16 protein-coding genes are annotated in these 19,809 nt (G+C 64.6%); 4 read left to right on the top strand and 12 right to left on the bottom strand.

What is annotated here, in order from left to right; genetic code table 11:
* Nucleotides 1-168: 168 nt before the first annotated feature.
* The 3 genes from gnd to BLS27_RS09915 are packed head-to-tail and all read left to right on the top strand — an operon-like array spanning nt 169 to nt 4,568.
* A complete protein-coding gene (gene gnd, locus BLS27_RS09905) occupies nt 169-1,149 on the top strand; it encodes a phosphogluconate dehydrogenase (NAD(+)-dependent, decarboxylating) (protein ID WP_043212045.1) in 981 nt (326 codons plus the stop codon).
* Nucleotides 1,146-2,651 (top strand): glucose-6-phosphate dehydrogenase, encoded by a 1,506-nt coding sequence (gene zwf / locus BLS27_RS09910; protein ID WP_043212043.1) that lies wholly within the window; start codon nt 1,146-1,148, stop codon nt 2,649-2,651. Before gnd ends, zwf begins: the two co-directional genes overlap by 4 nt.
* 57 nt (nt 2,652-2,708) lie before the next feature.
* Nucleotides 2,709-4,568 carry a glycoside hydrolase family 15 protein gene (locus tag BLS27_RS09915; protein ID WP_090344445.1) on the top strand — a complete coding sequence of 620 codons (1,860 nt, stop codon included), beginning with the start codon at nt 2,709-2,711 and terminating at the stop codon, nt 4,566-4,568.
* Nucleotides 4,569-4,587: 19 nt separating this feature from the next.
* Here the strand turns inward: BLS27_RS09915 and BLS27_RS09920 are convergent, their stop codons facing one another.
* The 5 genes from BLS27_RS09920 to BLS27_RS09940 form a co-directional block, all read right to left on the bottom strand.
* A complete protein-coding gene (locus tag BLS27_RS09920; protein WP_090344448.1) occupies nt 4,588-7,032 on the bottom strand; it encodes a TonB-dependent receptor in 2,445 nt (814 codons plus the stop codon).
* A gap of 76 nt (nt 7,033-7,108) precedes the next feature.
* Nucleotides 7,109-7,945, bottom strand: coding sequence for a FecR family protein (locus tag BLS27_RS09925; RefSeq protein WP_090344451.1), 837 nt, complete (start codon nt 7,943-7,945; stop codon nt 7,109-7,111).
* A complete protein-coding gene (locus BLS27_RS09930) occupies nt 7,942-8,466 on the bottom strand; it encodes an RNA polymerase sigma factor (RefSeq protein WP_043212039.1) in 525 nt (174 codons plus the stop codon). The genes BLS27_RS09925 and BLS27_RS09930 overlap by 4 nt, the downstream gene beginning before the upstream one ends.
* 182 nt (nt 8,467-8,648) lie before the next feature.
* Nucleotides 8,649-9,074 (bottom strand): glycine zipper domain-containing protein, encoded by a 426-nt coding sequence (locus BLS27_RS09935; protein WP_090344454.1) that lies wholly within the window; start codon nt 9,072-9,074, stop codon nt 8,649-8,651.
* A gap of 132 nt (nt 9,075-9,206) precedes the next feature.
* A complete protein-coding gene (locus BLS27_RS09940; RefSeq protein WP_090344457.1) occupies nt 9,207-10,157 on the bottom strand; it encodes a ribonuclease Z in 951 nt (316 codons plus the stop codon).
* A 152-nt stretch (nt 10,158-10,309) separates the two neighbouring features.
* On the opposite strand from BLS27_RS09940, the gene BLS27_RS09945 reads away from it, so the two are divergent.
* Nucleotides 10,310-10,951, top strand: a complete 642-nt coding sequence (locus BLS27_RS09945) for a LysE family translocator (protein WP_090344460.1) — start codon at nt 10,310-10,312, stop codon at nt 10,949-10,951.
* 54 nt (nt 10,952-11,005) lie between these two features.
* Here BLS27_RS09945 and BLS27_RS09950 read toward each other — a convergent pair whose 3' ends face one another.
* From BLS27_RS09950 to ehuR, 7 genes are all read right to left on the bottom strand, one after another.
* Nucleotides 11,006-12,391, bottom strand: a complete 1,386-nt coding sequence (locus BLS27_RS09950; RefSeq protein WP_043212033.1) for an aspartate aminotransferase family protein — start codon at nt 12,389-12,391, stop codon at nt 11,006-11,008.
* Nucleotides 12,392-12,403: 12 nt separating this feature from the next.
* Entirely contained in the window at nt 12,404-13,870 is a 1,467-nt protein-coding gene (locus tag BLS27_RS09955; protein WP_043212031.1) for an NAD-dependent succinate-semialdehyde dehydrogenase, read from the bottom strand.
* A 41-nt stretch (nt 13,871-13,911) separates the two neighbouring features.
* On the bottom strand, nt 13,912-14,925 hold the full coding sequence (gene doeB / locus BLS27_RS09960) for a N(2)-acetyl-L-2,4-diaminobutanoate deacetylase DoeB (protein WP_043212028.1): 1,014 nt from the start codon (nt 14,923-14,925) through the stop codon (nt 13,912-13,914).
* 4 nt (nt 14,926-14,929) lie between these two features.
* Nucleotides 14,930-16,120 (bottom strand): ectoine hydrolase DoeA, encoded by a 1,191-nt coding sequence (doeA, locus tag BLS27_RS09965; protein WP_090344462.1) that lies wholly within the window; start codon nt 16,118-16,120, stop codon nt 14,930-14,932.
* Between the two features lie 29 nt (nt 16,121-16,149).
* Nucleotides 16,150-17,142: an ectoine utilization protein EutC gene (gene eutC, locus BLS27_RS09970; RefSeq protein WP_090344465.1), complete on the bottom strand. Its 993-nt coding sequence runs from the start codon at nt 17,140-17,142 to the stop codon at nt 16,150-16,152.
* Nucleotides 17,143-17,173: 31 nt separating this feature from the next.
* The gene (gene eutB / locus BLS27_RS09975; protein ID WP_090344467.1) at nt 17,174-18,145 is read right to left on the bottom strand and encodes a hydroxyectoine utilization dehydratase EutB; all 972 of its coding nucleotides are present in this window, start codon (nt 18,143-18,145) and stop codon (nt 17,174-17,176) included.
* A gap of 150 nt (nt 18,146-18,295) precedes the next feature.
* Nucleotides 18,296-19,690 (bottom strand): MocR-like ectoine utilization transcription factor EhuR, encoded by a 1,395-nt coding sequence (gene ehuR, locus BLS27_RS09980; RefSeq protein WP_043212184.1) that lies wholly within the window; start codon nt 19,688-19,690, stop codon nt 18,296-18,298.
* Nucleotides 19,691-19,809: the final 119 nt, after the last annotated feature.

Raw genomic sequence — 19,809 nt, forward strand, 5'->3', positions numbered from 1 at the left:
CAAGCGTAGACGCTTGGCGCGGCGCGCATTCTGAATTCTTTTCCTGGCCTTGGGAACTTTTTTGTTTATCGTTGTCGCCCCGTTCGTCGGTGAACCCTCGAACGGAGCACTGGACTAATCTGAAAACCTGAACCGCGTTGTCATCCATTTCAAGGGGAGCATCGACACATGCAACTGGGAATTGTCGGGCTGGGCCGCATGGGCGGCAACATCGCGAGGCGTCTGATGCTCGCAGGGCATCGGACCGTGGTCCACGACCGCAACCGCGACGCGGTGATGACGCTGGAGAGCGAGGGCGCCCAAGGGGCACACGACCTGGGAGCGCTGGTGCAGAAGCTCAAGGCACCTCGCGCGGTGTGGGTAATGCTGCCTGCCGGTGAGCCCACCGAGCAGACCATCGCCCAGCTGGCCGAGCTACTGGAGCCGGGCGACGCGATCATCGATGGTGGCAACACCTTCTATAAGGACGACATGCGCCGGGCCGCCGAGCTGGCCAAGCTGGGCCTGCATTATCTGGACGTCGGCACCTCCGGTGGCGTGTGGGGCCTGGAGCGCGGCTACTGCATGATGATCGGTGGTGAGAAGGACGTATTCGAGCGCCTCGAGCCGCTGTTCAAGGCCCTGGCCCCTGGCGTAGGCGACATCCCCCGCACCCGGGGCCGCGAGGGTGAACATGGCCGCGCCGAGCATGGCTATATCCATGCAGGGCCTGCCGGAGCCGGGCACTACGTGAAGATGGTGCACAACGGTATCGAGTACGGCTTGATGCAGGCCTACGCCGAAGGCTTCGACCTGCTGCGCAGCAAAGGCGGCAACGAACTGCCCGAAGACCAGCGCTTCGACCTGGACGTGGCCGAGATCGCCGAGGTCTGGCGTCGCGGCAGCGTGGTGACCTCCTGGCTGCTGGACCTGACCGCCGACGCCTTGGTGGCTGACCCGCAATTGGCTCAGTTCAGTGGCTCGGTGTCCGACAGCGGCGAAGGCCGTTGGACCATCGATGCCGCCGTCGAGCAGGCCGTGCCGGTGCCGGTGCTGTCCAGTGCGCTGTTTGCCCGTTTCCGTTCGCGCCAGCAGCAGGGCACCTATGGGGACAAGATCCTCTCGGCCATGCGCCTGGGCTTCGGCGGCCACGTCGAGAAAGGCAAATGACGGCACAGCGCATCCCGGCCGCGCCGCCCTGCACGTTGTTCCTGTTCGGCGCCAACGGCGATCTGGTCAAGCGCCTGCTGATGCCGGCGCTGTACAACCTCAGCCGCGATGGCCTGCTGGACCGCAACCTGCGCATCGTTGGTGTCGACCACAATCCAGCCACGGCCGAGGCGTTCGCAGAGCGCCTGCATGCCTTCATGGTCGAGCGCGACAAAGGCGGGGAGGGCTCCAACAAGTGTCTGGATGACAAAGTGTGGGCGCGCCTGGCCAAACGTCTGGACTACCAGATCGGCGATTTCCTGAACCCGGCCACCTATGAGGCCATCGGCAAGCGCATCGACAAGACCGCCCATGGCAATGCCATCTTTTACCTCGCCACCTCGCCGCGCTTCTTCCCGGAAGTGGCGCAGCGTCTGGGAGATGCCGGGCTGCTCGATGAGTCCGGCGGCGGTTTTCGCCGGGTGGTGGTGGAAAAACCCTTCGGCACCGACCTGGCCAGCGCCGAGGCGCTCAACGCCTGCCTGTTGGGGGTGATGAGCGAGCGGCAGATCTACCGGATCGACCATTACCTGGGCAAGGAAACGGTGCAGAACATCCTGGTCAGCCGGTTCTCCAACGGGCTGTTCGAGTCGTTCTGGAACAACCATTACATCGACCACGTGCAAATCACTGCGGCCGAGACCGTCGGTGTCGAAACCCGTGGCGCCTTCTATGACAACACCGGCGCCCTGCGCGACATGGTCCCCAATCACCTGTTCCAGTTGCTGGCCATGGTCGCCATGGAACCGCCGGCGGCCTTCGCCGCCGATGCGGTGCGCAGCGAGAAAGCCAAGGTGATCGGCGCCATCCGCCCCTGGTCGCAGAAGATGGCCCTCAAGCACTCCGTGCGTGGCCAGTACGTGGCCGGCAAGCAGGGCCGCAAGCGCCTGGCCGGGTATCGTCAGGAGCCGAACGTCGATCCTCAAAGCCGCACCGAGACCTATGTTGCCCTCAAGGTGATGATCGACAACTGGCGCTGGGCCGGGGTGCCGTTCTACCTGCGCACCGGCAAGCGCATGAGCGTGCGCGACACCGAGATCGCCATCTGCTTCAAGCCGGCGCCGTATGCGCAGTTCCGCGAGTCGGAACTGGAACGGCCCAAGCCCAACTACCTGAAGATCCAGATCCAGCCCAACGAAGGCATGTGGTTCGACCTGCAGGCCAAGCGTCCCGGGCCTGAGCTGGTGATGGAAAACGTCGAGCTTGGTTTTGCCTACAAGGACTTCTTCAAGATGACCCCGGCGACCGGTTACGAGACCTTGATCTACGACTGTCTCACCGGCGACCAGACCCTGTTCCAGCGCGCCGACAACATCGAGAACGGTTGGCGCGCCGTGCAGCCGTTCCTGGATGCCTGGGCCAGCGGTGGGGAGGTCCATGAATACCCCGCCGGCGAAGATGGCCCCGCGGCGGGCGACGAGCTGCTCACGCGTGACAAGCGGGAGTGGCACACCTTGGGATAAAGGGCTGCGATGGGGCGCAAAGCGCCCCCAAACCGACCGTCTTGCAAAGGAGCGCCCATGCCAGCCCCGATCGAAGACTACGCGTTAGTGGGCAACTGCCGCAGCGCCGCCTTGGTCAGCCGCGACGGCTCCCTGGATTGGCTATGCGTCCCGCGTTTCGACGCCCCGGCGGTGTTCGCCGCGCTGTTGGGCAATGAAGAGAACGGCCGCTGGCGACTGGCGCCCAGCGACCTGGTCGAAACCGTCACCCGCCGCTACCTCGATGACACCTTGGTGCTCGAAACCACCTACACCACTGCCAGCGGCCGCGCCCGGGTCATCGATTGCATGCCCCTGGGCGAACACAACGCCGTGGTCCGCATCGTCGAAGGCTTGGCCGGCGAAAGCGCCTTCGAGATGGATCTGGTACTGCGTTTTGACTATGGGCGCAGCGTCCCTTGGGTAGAGAAGCTTGACCCGCACACCCTCAGTGCGGTCGCCGGCCCTGACCGGATGATCCTGCGCAGCACGGAGCCTGTGCACTCGCGCGACTATCACAGCGTCAGCCGCTTTCGCGTTCTGGCCGGTGAGCGCCAGGTGTTCAGCCTGCGTCACCAGCTCTCGCATCTGCCGCCACAACCGGACTTCGACGTCGACCAGGCCTTGGAAACAACCATCGCCCAGTGGCAGGCCTTCGCCGCCCGCTGTCCGGATGTCGGTCCTTGGACGCCCTTGGTCCGCCGTTCCTTGCTCACCCTCAAGGCCATGACCTACGCCCCCACCGGTGGCATCGTCGCCGCCGCGACCACTTCCCTGCCCGAGCGTGTGGGTGGCGAACGCAACTGGGATTACCGCTACTGCTGGCTGCGCGATGCCACCATGACCCTGTTGGCGCTGATGAACCTCGGCTACTTCGATGAGGCCCAGGCCTGGCGGGAATGGCTGCTGCGTTCGGTCGCCGGCAATCCCGAGCAGATGCAGATCATGTACGGCCTGGCCGGTGAGCGCGACCTGCAAGAGTTCACCCTGCCGTGGCTGAGCGGTTACGAGCACTCCCGCCCCGTGCGTATCGGCAACGCCGCCTCGGGGCAGTTGCAGCTGGACATCTATGGCGAGCTCGCCGATGCCATGACCCAGGCCATCCGCGGTGGCCTGCCCCGGCATCCGCGCAGCTCGGCCATTGCCCGCGCGATCCTGCCGTACCTGGAGCGCATCTGGCGTGAGCCGGACGAAGGCATCTGGGAAGTGCGCGGCGGGCGGCAGCACTTCGTGCATTCCAAGGTCATGGCCTGGGTCGCCTTCGACCGCGCCGCAAGCCTGGCCGACACCACCGAGGAAGACCGCGAACGAGGCCGGCACTACCGCCAAGTGGCCGATCAGATCCACCGCGAAATCTGCGAACAGGGGCTCGACCCTGCGCGCCAGTACTTCGTCCAGGCCTATGGCTCCCGGGAAGTGGACGCAAGCCTGTTGCAGATCGCCCTGACGGGCTTCCTGCCTGCAGACGATCCACGCTTTCTGCGCACCCTGGCGCAGATCGAGCAGCGTCTGCTGCGCAACGGCTTGCTGCTTCGCTACGACAGCGACCGCTGTAGCGACGGCCTGACGCCGGGGGAAGGGACGTTCCTGGTGTGTTCGTTCTGGCTGGCGGACGTGTACGTGTTGCTCGGGCGGCAGCAAGAAGCCCAGGCCTTGTATGAGCGACTGGTCGGGCTATGCAACGACGTGGGCCTGCTGGCCGAGCAGTACGACCCGGTGGGTAAGCGGATGCTGGGCAATTTCCCGCAGGCGTTCAGCCATATCGGGATCATCAATACGGCGTTGAATCTGCACCGGGCGCAGTGTCCGGTGCGGGATCGGGCGGAGTTTTCCGACGCCAGTGTCACCCCTGTGGAAGCGGGCTCAACCGCGATGGGCGCGCGTAGCGCGCCCAAATAGCCGGTGGTGCCCCATGGGGTTACCAGTCGTGCGTATAACTGGCCGTCAACACCATGCCGGGTGCTGGCAGATGGCTGGTGTTGTTGTTATTGCGCAACAACTGGCTGTAGAGCGGGTAGTAGTCGCGATTGAACAGGTTCTGGATGCCCACGCTCACCTTGTCGTCAGGGGAGACCTGGTACTGGCTGATCAGATCCACGGTCGTGTAGGTGTCGACCTGGTGCCGGCCGAAGCTGTCCATGCCATCGAGGCGATAGTCTTTGGAGTCGAAGAAGGTGGCTTGCAGTCGGTTGCTCCAGTCGAAATTCGGCTTGTACTGCAGGTAAGCGGTCAGTTTCAGCGGAGGAACGCGGTAGCCGGTCATGTCTTGCCAGTCTTTGCCGTCTGGCTTTTCTCGTCCTTGCATCCAGGTCGCGCTGCCGCCGGCGCCCCAGATCTCATCGTCCGACAGCCAGTCGGCGCTGGCTTCGACGCCATAGATGCGCTCTTTGGTCCGGGTCAGGATCAAGCCGTTGTTGAAGCTTTGCACATCGCCCAGCTTGGACGTGGTGTAGAACAACGCCAGGGTGCCTAGCGTGTTGCTGCCCAGTTCCCCTCGCCAGCCAAGCTCATAGTTGTTGGTTTTCACAGGTTCCAGGTTCGAGGCGCTCAGATCGAAACCACGGCGTGCGTTTCGCAGTTGGATACCCACATCAGGCAGCTGGAAGCCCTGGCTGAAGGAGGCATAGATCTCCTGGCCGAGCACTGGCGAATAGACGATGCCAAGGTTCGAAAGCACCGCATCGTAGTGGATCCGCCCCCCTTCGACTGCCACGGGCGAGGTGGCCCGGGATTCGGACAGTGGAACGAAGTCATCGAACTGGGCGGTGGAGTATTCGTATCGCAGCCCGCCGTCGATCGACCAGTGCTCGTCGAAACGATGCTGAAGTTGGGCGAACGCACCTGCGCTTCGGGTCTTGAGCGGCGGCATGTAGGTGAGCTTGCCGATCTTGTCGAAGACAAGGCCACCACTGGCGTCATAAGCCGCGGGGTCGAATACATCCAGTGGCATGTCGCTGCGCTCCTGGTTGTAGTCGCCGCCCCAGACCAATTCGGTATTGCCACTTTGCCCGAGCGGGGTGCGCAAGGTCAGGCGGCTGCCGAACACTTCGCTGTTCTGCATCACCTGGTCCACGTTGCCGCCACGGGTGGCGACGGCGCGGGCGTCGAATGGCGTGAAGCGCGTGAAATAGTCCCGGTAGTACAGCTGCGCGGAAAGCCGGCTCGAGAGGATATCGAGATGCTCGTATTCCAGATTCACCAGGGTGTTGCGAATGCGGTTCTGCTCGTCCAGATCCAGTCCCTTGATCGCGTTGGCCGGTACCGAGCCTGCTGGCAGTTTGGCGACGCGTGGGTCGGTGGCGTAGTCGGTGTCCTGGCGCGCGTCGTAGTGGCTGACACCCAGCTGCACCCGTTGGTTTTCGTCGATGTGCAGGCCAAGCTTGCCGCCGATGTTATAGATGTTGGCGTCGAACAGGTCCCCCTGGCTGGGCTCAGGCGCAATGCGGTCGCCGTGGGCATCGTACGAAGCACCGATGTGGCGGGTGCCGAAATCGAAGGCATAGTCCACCGCGCCTTGGGCGCCTGCGACATACTGTTGGAACTGCCCGCCCAGGCCATCGCTGCCCAGCCGGGTGAGGGGCGAGGTGGCGCTCAGGCTGGTCTGCGCGCGGTTCTCGCCACCGGCAGGGCGGGTAGTGATGGAGATGATGCCGCCTGTGGCGCCGCTGCCATAAATGGCGCTGCTGCCGCGGATGACTTCGACCTGTTCGATCAGTGCCGGGTCGATGTTGGCCAGGTTGCGCGAGGAGTCGCGGTTGGTGTTGAGCGGTACGCCGTCGACCATGATCAACATGCTGCGCCCGCGCAAGGTCTGGCCGTATTCGGTGACGGTGCGGCTGGAGTCGGACATGCCAGGAATCGCCTTGGCCAGTACCGTGGCCAGGCTCTCGGAGCCTTGGCGTAGCGCCTGTAGCTGGTCGTGGTCGATCAGTGTCGATTGCCGAGTTGCCGAGACCAGGTCGCTGCGGGTACGCGAAGAGGTGATTTCCATCTGCGCCATTTCAACAGGTTCGCTGCGGGTGATCGGCGAGGGGGTGGCCTGGATTTGCTCGGAGGGGACGATGATGAAGGTATGCGCATCCTTGGCCTGTACCTGCAGCCCTGAGTGCTCGAGCAGTTTTTGCAGTGCTTGCTCTGGCGTGAATCGCCCCTTCAGCGCAGGCGCCTGTTGGCCTGCACCCAGGTCGCCTGCAAAGATGATCTGTACCGAGGATTGCTGTGCCAGGGTGTTGATGGCCTGGCCAAGCGGGGCGGCCGGCAGGTCGATGTTCACCAGTTCCTGGCCTTGAGCCGATATCGCGATGAACAGGCTGCTGGCGAGTAACGACAAGCGTAGAGAGCGACCGCGCAAGGAAGAATGCACTTCTCGAGTTCCTTTGTAGTTGGCTTTTTCAACTAGCCGTCTGGGGAATCGAAAAACCCTACCTTCGCTTGAGTATTTATTTTCCGGGCGCCCGGCGTTCGACCTGGACGCTGCCGTCTTCCTGGCGCGACAGGGAAACAGGCAGGATGCTTGGGAGCAGATCCAGCAGCAGATCGACGTTGTGCGCCTGGAACACGCCAGTCACCTTGAGCGCCGCCAGGCTTGGGTCACCCAGCTCGATGGGCGCCGTTCGATAGTGGCGAAGCACGGCAACGGCCTCGTCCAGCGGTGTTTGCTCGAACACGATGCGATCATGTTTCCAGGCCATCGCCTTGGTCGCGTCAACCTTCGCTACCGTCGTGAGCTGTCCACCGATCGCATCGACCTGTTGCCCTGGCGCCAGGATGACCGGCGTTTGCACGGTTGCCGGTGTATCGACTTCCACACGGCCCCGCGCCAACGTCACCCGAACATTGTCGTCATCCAGTCGACGGATATTGAACAGTGTGCCAAGCACCTGGACCCTGGCCGAACCTGCCGACACCACGAAGGGGCGGTAAACGGCCGAAGACACCTCGAATAGGACCTGGCCGGCGCGAAGATCCACATCGCGACTGAACACACGCCAGCGGACATCGATAGCGCTGGCGCTGTCGAGCAGCAGTTCGCTGCCATCGGCAAGCGCAACAGCGCGCCGCTCGCCGACCGCAGTGGTGAATCGCTCTTGCTTGTAGGCAGGGTTCAACCAGCCCAGGGCACCGATGGCCAGCGCGGCCAACAGCATGAGCGCGGCGGCCTTGGCTGGTTTGCGCGCTGTCGGCTTGGCTGGCGGAACGGGAAACAGCCGCTTGAGGTCTTCACGATGCCGTCCAAGGGCCTCATCCAATCGCCCCTTGTCGGTGTCATGGGTCATGGATGCACCTCGTCACGTCCGAGCGTTGCCCTGCATGCGGCAAGCCCCAGGCGAAGATGCTTTTCCACTGTTTTGATGGAAATACCAAGGTGCTTTGCCACTTCCGCTTGAGGGATTTCGTGGATTTTATGCAGGACGAACACCGCCTGACAGCGCGCAGGCAGTGCGGCGATCGCATCGACGAGCAATTGAAACTCACGCTCGGCCTCGTATCGGTTCACGGGGGTGGCAGCGGTACAGGGGATCTCGGGCAGTTCGCTGGCGGCCTCCACCCAGGCGGCTCGACGGCGCTCGCCACGGTAGCGGCTGATGGCGGTGTCGTGGGAGATTTTGCGCAGCAGGGCGAGGGGACTGCGGACTTCTTCCTTTTCGCCTCGCTCGAGCAACTGCACGCACACGTCATGCACCACGTCGCGCGCTGAGCTTTTGTCACCGAAGCGTCGGCGAATGTGCTCCACGAGCTCGTCGTAGTGCCGGACCAGTGTGGTCAGCAGCGTCGGTTTGGCGGGATCGAACGACACGATGCACCCAGGAAGAAAGCTTGCTTTCGAAGCGAGTGGGCGAGTGTAAATGAGAAATAATTGCGAATAAATACCATCTTTCACAATGGTAATCGTCGAACGAAGGCGGGGGTCGAGCTTGGTTGGAGCTTTGGCGCCACAAGGGACGCGTTGCGTCGTCCCCTGTGGGAGTGCCCAAGCGATCAATCGTGATGCTTGTGCTTCTTGTGCTTGTGTTTCTTGCCGGAGTTGTGGCTGTGAGGGTGATCGTCATCGGCCATGCTGTTGCCGATGGCACTGCCCGCCGCGCCGCCCAGGCCGGCACCGATGGCGCCGCCGGTGGAGCCGCCAACCTTGTTGCCCAGCACCTGGCCACCTGCGGCGCCCAGGCCACCGCCGATGGCGGCTTCGGTTTTCTTGCCGTGCTTGGCCGACACCGCACCGCCTGCCGCGCCGCCAACGCCGGCGCCGATCGCGGCACCCGTACTACCACCAATGGCCTGACCGACCACACTCCCCAGAGCTCCGCCGACACCACCGCCGACCGCGGTGTTGGTGGTTTCGCCGGCGATGGCATACGAGCTGGCCATCAAGGTGAACAGTGCGATTACAGGAAATGACTTGCGCATGTTTTACAGATCTCAGGATGAATCACGAGCGCGAAGTCTGCGGCCCGGCGTGGGCACGGTCAACGAAAAACCGATGGGCTCTGGACTCAGGTCAAGCATTCGACGAGCGCTATGGCCGTTGGTCGGGGCGTTTCATGTCAAATGCCCGTCGCGCGTCATGTGATAACGCCGCAGGTCTTGCGCGAGGATCAGGTTGCCGCGGTAGTGTGCCAGGGCTTCCTGATGCACGTCTGCGATGGACGGGCTGCGCTGGGGGTTGGGCTGATAGCGGGCACTGAAATGGGTGAGCACCAGGTTCTTCACCCCCGCCTGTTCGGCGAACTGCGCCACCGCCGCGGCCGTGCTGTGGCCGAAGGTGGCCTGGGTGCGCTCGATCAGCGGTTGGGTGAAGGTCGCCTCGTGCACCAGCACATCCACGTCCTTTGCCACCTCGGCGAGCAGGCCTGGGGTGTCGTTGTCGCCACAGACGATGATGCGCCGGGCAGGGCGGGACGCGCGCAGGTAATCCTGGGGGTTGAGCCTGCGGCCGTCGTGTACGACCGGATTGCCATGGGCCAGCTCGCCCCACAAAGGACCCCGCGGGATCCCCTCGGCGTCCAAGCGCTGGATGTCCAGGCGTGGTTCGGGGTTGATTTCGGTGAACACAAAGCCGTGGCTGGGGACGCGGTGAGACAGCGCCACGGTGCTCACCTGGATATTGTCGTTGTGCCAGGTGCCGAGTGCTTCGACCGCCAATAAGCGCAATTCGAAGGTCAGGAAGGTCTGGCTGACCGCAAGGCTCAGGCGTATCCAGTCGTGCAGCGCCGCCGGTGTGATCAGATCCAGGGGCTCGGTGCGCCCGGACATGCCTGCGCTGGCCAGCAGGCCTGGAAGGCCGAAGCAGTGGTCGCCGTGGACGTGGGTGATGAACACCCCTCGCAGGTCGCGGATCGACAGCGAGGTATGGAGCAATTGGTGCTGGGTGGCTTCTCCGCAGTCGACCAGGTACCAATGGCTTCCAGTCGCTTCGATGACGGCGGTGCCGGTCACGTTGCGCGCCTTGGTGGGCACACCGGCTGAAGTGCCCAGAAACTGCAGATCCATGGATGGGCTCCTTAGGGGGATAGCGGCATTTTCACGGGTGACCCTGCCGTGAGGCAAGCCGGTGGCCCGAGGATCGAAAAGATGCGTCCCACGCGCCGATCAGTAGGGTATATCTGTAAGATTCAGTCTTCATTTTGCTTAGAGCTTTGGCTATGGACGTTCATTCGATTCTCGCCTTCACCGTGGTCGCCGCGATTGCCATTGCCAGCCCCGGGCCCGCCACCTTGATGGCCATCAATAACAGCCTGGCGCACGGACAGCGCAGCGCGGTGTGGTCCTCGATCGGCAATGCCAGTGGCCTGTTCTGCCTGTCCGCGGCCGCAATGCTTGGCCTGGGGGCGCTGCTGGCCAGTTCCGAATGGCTGTTCAACGCGGTGAAGATTCTCGGCGCGGGCTATCTGTTCTATCTGGGCGCCAGGCAGTTGCTCAAGAAAGGTCCGATGCTGGCGCAAGGCGTCGAAGCGAGTGCGCAGAAGGCCCGCCCCACACGCTGGAAACTCTACAAGTCGGCCTTCCTCACGGCGGTGACCAACCCCAAGGCGACGATGTTCTTCACGGCCTTGTTCCCACAGTTCATCGACCAACAAGCGGCACTGCTGCCGCAGTTCCTGATCCTCACTTCGATCTTCATGGCTTTGTCGCTGGTGTCGTTGAGCCTGTATGCCGCTCTCGCGTCGCGGGCCAAGGGAGTGCTGACCCGTCCTGCGTTGTCGCGGTGGGTCAGTCGGGTGGTGGGGTCGACGTTCATCGGTTTTGGCGCTGCCATCCTGACCATGCGCCGGCAGGCCGCGTGAGGCACCGAGCGGTGCTTTGCAGACGAAAAGGGGGGCGCTTGGCGCCCCTTTTCGTTAACCCAACACTTTTCCGGCCACCTCATCCACGGCGGCCTTGGTGATGGCCACGATGCGCTCGGCATCCTGCTTGTCCAGCACCAGCGGTGGCGCAAAGCCGAGGATGTCGCCGTGGGGCATGGCTCGCGCGATCATGCCACGCTCCAGACAGGCCGCCGACACCTGGGGGCCGACCTTCAGGGCCGGGTCGAACGCAGTACGGGCATCACGGTCGGCCATGAACTCGACCGCGCACAGCATGCCATCGCCGCGCACTTCACCGACCAGCGGATGGCCTTCGAAGGTCTCGCGCATGCGCTGGTTGAGGTAGGCGCCGACCACGGCTGCATTGCCGGTCAGGTCTTCGCGCTCGAGGATGTCCAGGTTAGCCAGCGCCGCTGCCGCGCAGATCGGATGGCCGGAATAGGTCCAACCGTGGCCCATGGGGCCGGCCTTGCGCGAGCCTTCTTCGATCACGTTCCACACCTTCTCTCCGACGATCACCGCCGACAGCGGTGCATAGGCGCTGGTCAGGCCTTTGGCGGTGGTGATCAGGTCCGGGCGGATGCCATAGCGCTGGCTGCCCATTTTGGAGCCCAGGCGGCCGAAGGCGCAGACCACTTCGTCGGCGATCAGCAACACGTCGTAGCGGTCCAGCACGGCCTGGATCGCCGTCCAGTAGCCCTTGGGCGGGACGATGATGCCGCCGGTGCCCATCAACGGCTCGCCGATGAAGGCTGCCACGGTCTCCGGGCCTTCGGCGAGAATCAGTTTCTCCAGCTCATCGGCGCAGTACTGCACGAAGGCTTGCTCGTCCATGCCGGCCGGGGCCTTGCGGTACCAGTGCGGGCAGACGGTGTGCTTGACGCCTTCGACCGGCAGGTCGAAGTGCTGGTGGAAGCTGGGCAGGCCGGTGAGGCTGCCGGTCATGATGCCCGATCCGTGGTAGCCACGATCACGGGAGATGATCTTCTTCTTGTTCGGGCGACCGAGGATGTTGTTGTAGTAGCGCACCAACTTGACTTGGGTCTCGTTGGCGTCGGAGCCGGAGAGGCCGTAATAGACCTTTTTCATGCCCGCCGGCGCCCAGTCGATGATCCGGCTGGAGAGCTCGATGATCGCCTCGGTCGAGTGGCCCACATACGTGTGGTAGTACGCCAGCTCCTTGGCTTGGCGGTGGATGGCGTCGGCCACCTCGGTGCGGCCGTAGCCGATGTTGACGCAGTACAGGCCGGCGAAGGCATCGATCAGTTCGCGCCCTTCGTGGTCGCGCAGGCGAATGCCTTCGGCGCCGGTGATGATCCGCCCCTTGAGTGCGCCGCTGGCATGGTCATGGGCGTGGGTCGAGGGGTGCATGAAGTGGGCGCGGTCTTGTTCGAACAGCTGGTTGTATTCTGGGTTCATGGCAAACACTCCTTAGAGTTGACCTTGATGGTGCAGGCAAAAGTATTTGGTTTCGACGAAAGGCTCGAAGCCTTCGCTGCCGCCTTCGCGGCCAAGGCCTGAGGCCTTCATGCCGCCGAAGGGGATGGGGTGGCCGGTGAATTTCACGCCGTTGACCGCGACCATGGCGTGGTCCAGCCGTCGGATCAGCGGGTGGACCACGTCCAGGCGGTTGGAGCAGATGTAGGCGGCCAGCCCGTACTCGGTGTCGTTGGCCATCTCGATGGCCTGCTCCAGGGTGTCGAAGGGCATGACCCCGGCAATCGGTGCGAAGTTCTCTTCCTGGTAGATGCGCATGCCAGGGGTCACGTCGGCCAGCACCGTTGGCTGGTAGAACCAGCCGCCCAAGGCGTGGGTTTCACCGCCCACCAGGCGGCGGGCGCCTTGGGCGATGGCGTCGTCGACCCGTGCCACCGTGGCATCGAACGCGCCCTGGTGCATCAGGGGGCCGACGTCGGCCGGGGTTTCCTGGCCGTCCACCATCGCCGGCCCTACCCGCAGCGCCCGTACCGCCTCGGCGAAGCGCGCCAGGAAGGCCTCGTACAGTGGGCGCTGGACCATGATTCGGTTGGCCGCGCAGCAGTCCTGCCCGGAGGTCTGGAACTTCGCGGCCACGGCCACCTTCACGGCCAGGTCCAGGTCGGCATCGGCGCAGACGATGAATGGCGCGTTGCCACCGAGCTCCAGGGCGACCTTCTTCACGTCTTGCGCCGCCGCCTGCAACACCAGCTTGCCGACCCGGGTGGAGCCGGTGAAGCTGACCGAGCGCACCCGTGGATCACGTACCAGGGTCTCCATCGTCATCTGCGGTTCGCCGATCACCACGTTGAACACCCCGGGCGCAAAGCCCGCCGCCTCGGCCAGCGCGGCCAAGGCCAGCGCCGAGTAGGGCGTCTCGTGGGCGGGCTTGACCACCACGGTGCAGCCTGCCGCCAGGGCGGCGGCGGCTTTGCGGGTGATCATCGCGCTGGGGAAGTTCCACGGGGTAAGCAGCGCGCACACGCCCACCGGCTCCTTTACCGTGCCCAGGTCTGCGCCGGGGATATGGCTGGGGATGGTCTGGCCATACAGGCGTCGGGCCTCTTCGGCGAACCAGGGAATGAAACTTGCGGCATAGGCGATCTCGCCGCGGGCCTCGGCCAGCGGTTTGCCTTGCTCCTGGCTGAGGATGCGCGCCAGGGCCTCCTGGTGTTCGATGATCAGTTCACCCCAGCGGCGCAGCAGGGTCGCACGTTCCTCAAGGCGCAGCTTGCGCCAGGGGCCGAAGGCACGCTGGGCGGCGTCCACCGCGGCGACGATCTGCTCGTGATCGAGCAGCGGCACATGGCCGATGGTCTGGCGGTTGCCGGGGTCGAGCACGGCGATGCTGTTGCCGCTGGTGCTGTGCACCCATTGGCCGTCGACGTAGCACAGGGATTTGAATGGGTATTCGTTCGACATGATGTTTCCCCTACCTCTCGTTGTCGTCGCGTGCGTGCCGTCTATGCCAGTACGTCCGCGATCACCGCCAGGGTGTCGCCGCACTGCACCAGTCCGGGAAAATGCCGGGCGGCCAGCAGGCCGTCGCGACGGGCGCGGTACTCCACCGGCGCGCTGCCGGTGCGGCGGATGTCGTGGATGCGGGCGATCACTTCGCCCTGGCTGACCTGTTCGCCCAGGTCGCGGCACATCTCCAGCAGGCCGTCGTGCTCGCTGGCGATGAAGCAGTCGCCATCGGGCATGTCGAGCATGATCGATTCGTCGGGCGTGACCTCGCCTTTCAGGATGCCGGCATGCACCAGCAGGTTGTGCACGCCACGTTCGGCCAGGGCCACGCTGCGCGCCGTGGCGGTGCCACCACCCCCCAGTTCGGTGGTGACGAACACCTTGCCCTGGGCCTCGGCAGCGGTGTCGTACATGGCCTGGGCATCGAGCTCCAGCATGCGCATGGCATAGGGCGCTGCGAACGCCCGCATGCCCGCTTCGCAGCGTGCCTGCTGGGCCTTGTCGGGCAGTACGTGGCAGGCGGCGAAGGGCAGAAAGTCCAGGGTGCGGCCACCGGAGTGGATGTCCAGCACCACATCGGCCATCGGCAGCAAGGTGCGTCGGAAGTAATCGGCGATTTTCTGTGTGACTGTGCCATCGGGCTTGCCCGGAAAGCTGCGGTTGAGGTTTCCCTGGTCGATCGGCGAGGTGCGGGTGCCGGCATGGAACGCCGGGGTGTTCATGAACGGCACGATGATCACCCGTCCGCTGACCTGGTCGGCGCGCAGCCGCTGGGCCAGCTTGCTGAGCGCCACAGGTCCTTCGTATTCGTCGCCATGGTTGCCGCCGGTGAGCAGCGCGGTCGGGCCGTCGCCGTGCTTGACCACGGTGATCGGAATCATCACCGCGCCCCAGGCCGAGTCGTCACGCGAATGAGGCAGCTTGAGAAATCCGTGTTGCACGCCATCGCGGGTGAAGTCCACCGTGCTGCTGATCGGGTTGGCCACTTCGGTGTCTGTGAATGCGTTCATGGCATCAGTCCTTGACGAACAACTGGCGTGGCACGTCGCACAGGGTCTGAACCCCGGTCTCGGTGATCAGGATGCTTTCGGTGATCTCAAGCCCCCAGTCGTCCATCCACAGCCCTGGCATGAAATGGAAGGTCATGCCCGGTTGCAGCACGCTGGTGTCGCTGGGGCGCAGGCTCATGGTGCGCTCGCCCCAATCCGGCGGATAACTGAGGCCGATCGGGTAGCCGCACCGGCTGTCTTTGTGAATGCCGAACTTCTCCAGCACCTTGAAGAACGCCTTGGCGATGTCACCGGTAGTGTTGCCGGGGCGGGCGGCCTCCAGGCCGGCGGCGATGCCTTCGACCACGGCTTTCTCGCCTTCGAGAAAGTGCCGTGGCGGCTTGCCGAGGTACACCGTGCGCGACAGCGGGCAGTGGTAACGCTTGTAACAGCCAGCGATCTCGAAGAAGGTCCCGGCGCCTTTGACGAACGGGGAGTCGTCCCAGGTCAGGTGCGGGGCGCTGGCGTCGGCGCCGGTCGGTAGTAGGGGCACGATGGCCGGGTAATCCCCACCATGGCCGTCCACACCGAGAATGCCGCTGCTGTAGATCTCAGCCACCAGCTCATTCTTGCGCATGCCTGGTTCGATGCGTTCGAGGATGCGCGCATGCATCTTCTCGACGATGCGTGCGGCGATGCGCATGTACTCGATTTCCTGCGGGGACTTCACCGCCCGTTGCCAGTTGACCAGCCCGGCGGCATCGCTGAAGGTCGCCTGGGGCAAATGGCGGCACAGGGCCTGGTAGGCAGCGGCGCTGAAGTAGTAGTTGTCCATCTCCACGCCGATGTTGAGCGCGCCCCAGCCCTTGGCCAGGATCACTTCCTGGCACAGGTAGTCCATCGGGTGACGCTCGCGCGACTGCACGTAAATGTCCGGGTAGCCGACGATGTTGTCGTGGCCCATGAATACCGTGCGCTTGGCGCCGTTGGCGTCCTGGCCGCGGCCGAACCAGATCGGTTCGCCTTCCTGCGCCAGCAACACGCACTGATGGACGTAGAACGACCAGCCGTCATAGCCGGTTAGCCAGGCCATGTTCGACGGATCGGTGACCAGCAACAGGTCCAGGCCCTGCGCCTGCATGGCGGCGCGGGTCTTGGCCAGGCGCTGGGCGTATTCCTGCCGGCTGAATGGCAGGTTGACCACTGACTGAGACATTGCAATGCCCTCTGATGAGTGGGGTGGGTTCAGCTGTTGAATGCCAGGCCTTTGCCGGCAGCGCGGGCGCGCTCGAAGGCGAGGTTGGCGATGGCAGTGTCCTGGGCGCCGGTGCCGGTCAGGTCGCACAAGGTGATCTGAGCGGCGCTGAGGCGACCTGGCTGTTGGCCGGCGATGACCTGGCCGAGCTCGCAGAAGCGGCTTTCGTCTTTCACCACCCCAGCGCGCAGGGCGTGGTGCAGCTCGCCGAGCAACCGGGTCTGGCCAAGGCGGTCGGCGACATAGCGCTCGACCTGGGCCACCACCTGCGGTGCGATCTCGTTCTTGTGCTCGGCATCCGAGCCCATGGCGGTGATGTGCAGGCCGGGTTTCAGGTGCCTGGGATGGATCAACGGCTCGCGGCTTGGCGTGCAGGTGATGGCAATGTCCGCGCCGTGCATGGCCTGGTCGACACTGTCGCAGACTGCGACCTGCAAGTGGCCGTCGCGTCCCAGCTCATCGCCCAGCGCCGCGGCCTTTGCTGCATCGCGTGCCCACAGTTGCACCCGCTCGATCGGGCGTACCAGGCGCAGCGCCTGCAACTGCAGGCGAGCCTGTTCGCCGCTGCCGATCAGGGCCGCGCAGCGGCTGTCTTCGCGGGCCAGCCAGCGCGCCGCCACCGCGCCGGCGGCAGCGGTGCGCACGGCGGTGAGGTAGCCGTTGTCCAGCAACAGCGCATCGAGCAGGCCGGTGCGGGCTGAAAGCAGCATCATCATGCCGTTGAGGCTGGGCAGGCCAAGGCTGGGGTTGTCGAAGAACCCCGGGCTGACCTTGATCGCGAATCGCTCGATGCCCGGCAGGTAGGCGGTTTTCACGTCCACCTCGCCGTTGTGCTCCGGCACGTCCAGCCGAAGAATCGGCGGCATGGCCACCTTGGCCGTGGCCAGCAGGGCGAATGCCTGCTCGACAGTATCGATCGCAGCGTGGTCGAGGGTGATGCAGTCTCGCAGGTCGGCTTCGTTGAGCAAGGTGATGGCCGGCATCGGTGAACCTCCAGTGAGCGAAAAAAAGACCTCAGGCAGCGGCGCCGTTGATCACCCGCAGGTGTTGTGCGGTGTCGACATTGCGTCCGCTGACCACCACCACGATCGGCCCGCGAGCGGACACCCGGCCCTCGAGCAGGGCGGCGATACCCACTGCAGCGGCGCCCTCGAGCACCAATCGCTCCTGCTGATACGCGTGACGCAGGCCATTGGCGATGGCGGCTTCGTCGAGCAGATGGACTTGGTCGAGCAGGCGTTGGGTGAGGGCGAAGGTGTGGCGGTTGTCCAGGCCGATACCGCCGCCGAGGGAGTCGGCCAGGGTCGGCAGTTCTTGCACCTCGACCGGGTGGCCGGCCTGCAGACTGGCGTGCATGGCCGCGCCGCGGTGCATGCTGATGCCGTGGGTGGTGATGGCCGGGTTGATGCTTTTGACGGCCAAGGCGACGCCGGCGAACAGACCACCGCCGGAAAGCGGTACAAGCACCTGGGTGACCTCGGGCAGTTGTTCGAGGATTTCCAGGCCCAGGGTGCCTTGGCCTGCGATCACGTCCGGGTGGTCGAACGGCGGAACCAGCGTCGCGCCTTGTTCCTGGGCATGGCGCAGGGCGGCGTGCTGGGCGTCGTCCTGGGAATGGCCGACGATGCATACTTCGGCGCCTAGGTCACGGATGGCCTGGACCTTGTTGGCGGGCACCAGATCGGACAGGTAGACGGTCGCCGGCACGCCCCGTTGCGACGCGGCGTAAGCCAATGCCCGACCGTGGTTGCCAGTGGAGGCGGTCACCACCCCCAGTGCCCGCTGTTCATCGCTGAGGCAGGCGATGGCGTTGCTGGCGCCGCGCAGCTTGAAGCTACCGGTGAGCTGCTGGGACTCGAGCTTGAGGTAGACCGGCACGCCGACCTGGCGGGTCAGGGCAGGGGAGTGCTCCAGTGGCGTGCGGCGCACGAGCCCCTGGATGCGCTGATGGGCAAGGTAGATATCGTGAAGCGAAAGCACTGACATGACCGCATCCCAACCTGTGACCTTGTGTTGGGCGGAGTCTAAGAGCGGCAAATTGTCGTGATGAATGTACTAGGTCAATTTGCCGGACATTTTTTTCATGGCGGGGATTCGGGGCGGCTTTGCGGCCTGTCGCAGGCTTCCAGTCCTGCTTCAAAGCTCATGGATCTGCGGGTATTGGCCGAACAGTTCATGCATGTCGGCCAGGGCCTTGCGCATCTTGGTGTCCGAGCATTCAGCGCCAACACACAACCTGACCGCCCGTGGCCGTGGCGTACCGCGCACCAGGAACGGTTCCGGGGGCGTCACGGCGATATGCCGACGGCGCAGTGCCCTGACCAGGCTGTCGACTTCCCAGTGCGCGGGTATGCCCAGCCAGGCACCGAGCGCCTGCGCCGGGTTGCCCAACAGGTACTCGCCCAGGTGTTCGCGCACCATCGCCTGGCGGGCGCTGATCAGCTTGCGCTGCAGTTCGGCCAACTGCGCCGCGCGGCCGTCGTTGATCCAGCGGGTGGCGATCTCCGCCACCAGCGGGGTAGCCATCCAGCTGTTGACCCGCAGGATGCTCTCGGTGCGTAGCGCCAGGCGCTTGGGCATCGCCAGGTAGCCGACCCGCAGCCCGGTGAGCACCGACTTGGTCATGCTGGTGCAATAGAACGACAGCTCCGGCGCGTAGTGGCTGATCGGCGGCGCATGCCGCTCGCCCAGCAGGGGGCCGTAGACGTCGTCCTCGATGATGTGCACGCCAAAGCGCCGAGCGATGGCGGCGATCTCCCGGCGCCGGGCGTCGGGCATCAGGCTGGTGGTGGGGTTGTTGAGGTTGGGCGTGCACACCAGAGCCGTGACCCGCTCGTTGCTGCACAAGTCCTCGAAGTGCTCCGGGTCGATGCCGTCGCGGTCCATCTCCAGGCCCTTGAGAGTGAACCCCAGCACCTGCGAATTGCCGATCACGCCGTGGTCGGTCAGCCCCTCGCAGAGCACCACATCATCCGGCCCGGCCAGCGACGCCAAGGCCAGGAAGATGCCATGGGCCGCGCCGTTGGTGACCAGCACGTCGTCGCGCTCCACATTCATGCCCAGTCCGGCCAGCCAGCGCACCGCGGCCTCGCGATGGCTCTCGAACCCGGCGATCGGGCGGTAGGCATGGATCCAGGGTTGGTCCTCTTCCACGCTGAGCTCGGCGCAGGTGTCGCGCCAGATGCGCTCGTGCGCCTGGGTATGCAGGATGCGGGTGATGGAAAAATCCACCAGGGTACGCTCGGGCAGGTCGATGATGTCGTCAGCCACCCGGTCGCTCATGCGTCGGCTGACGAAACTGCCACGGCCAATCTCGCAGCGCACCAGGCCTTGGCGCTCCAGTTCCTTGTAGGCATTGGTCACTGTCTGCACGCTGATTCCCAGGGCATCGGCCACCTGGCGCTGCGGTGGCAGGCGCTGGTCATGGACCAGCTCGCCGCGCTCGATCTCCCCGGCGATGGCCTGCACCAGCAGCTTGTACTTGGACTCGCCGATGCGCGCCGAGTCGAGGACGTTCTTCCAGTTCTTCATGTGTATCGCTTCGCTGACCGGGACTGCACACAGCATCGCCCGCGCAGGATCTTCGGGCAATTGTCCTAGTGCAATCCCATCGGCTGCGGGGCTTTTGTATGCTCCGGCCCAAGGTCGAC

Origin of the sequence: Pseudomonas guariconensis, from assembly GCF_900102675.1 — a bacterium.
Taxonomy (GTDB): Bacteria; Pseudomonadota; Gammaproteobacteria; order Pseudomonadales; family Pseudomonadaceae; genus Aquipseudomonas; species Aquipseudomonas guariconensis.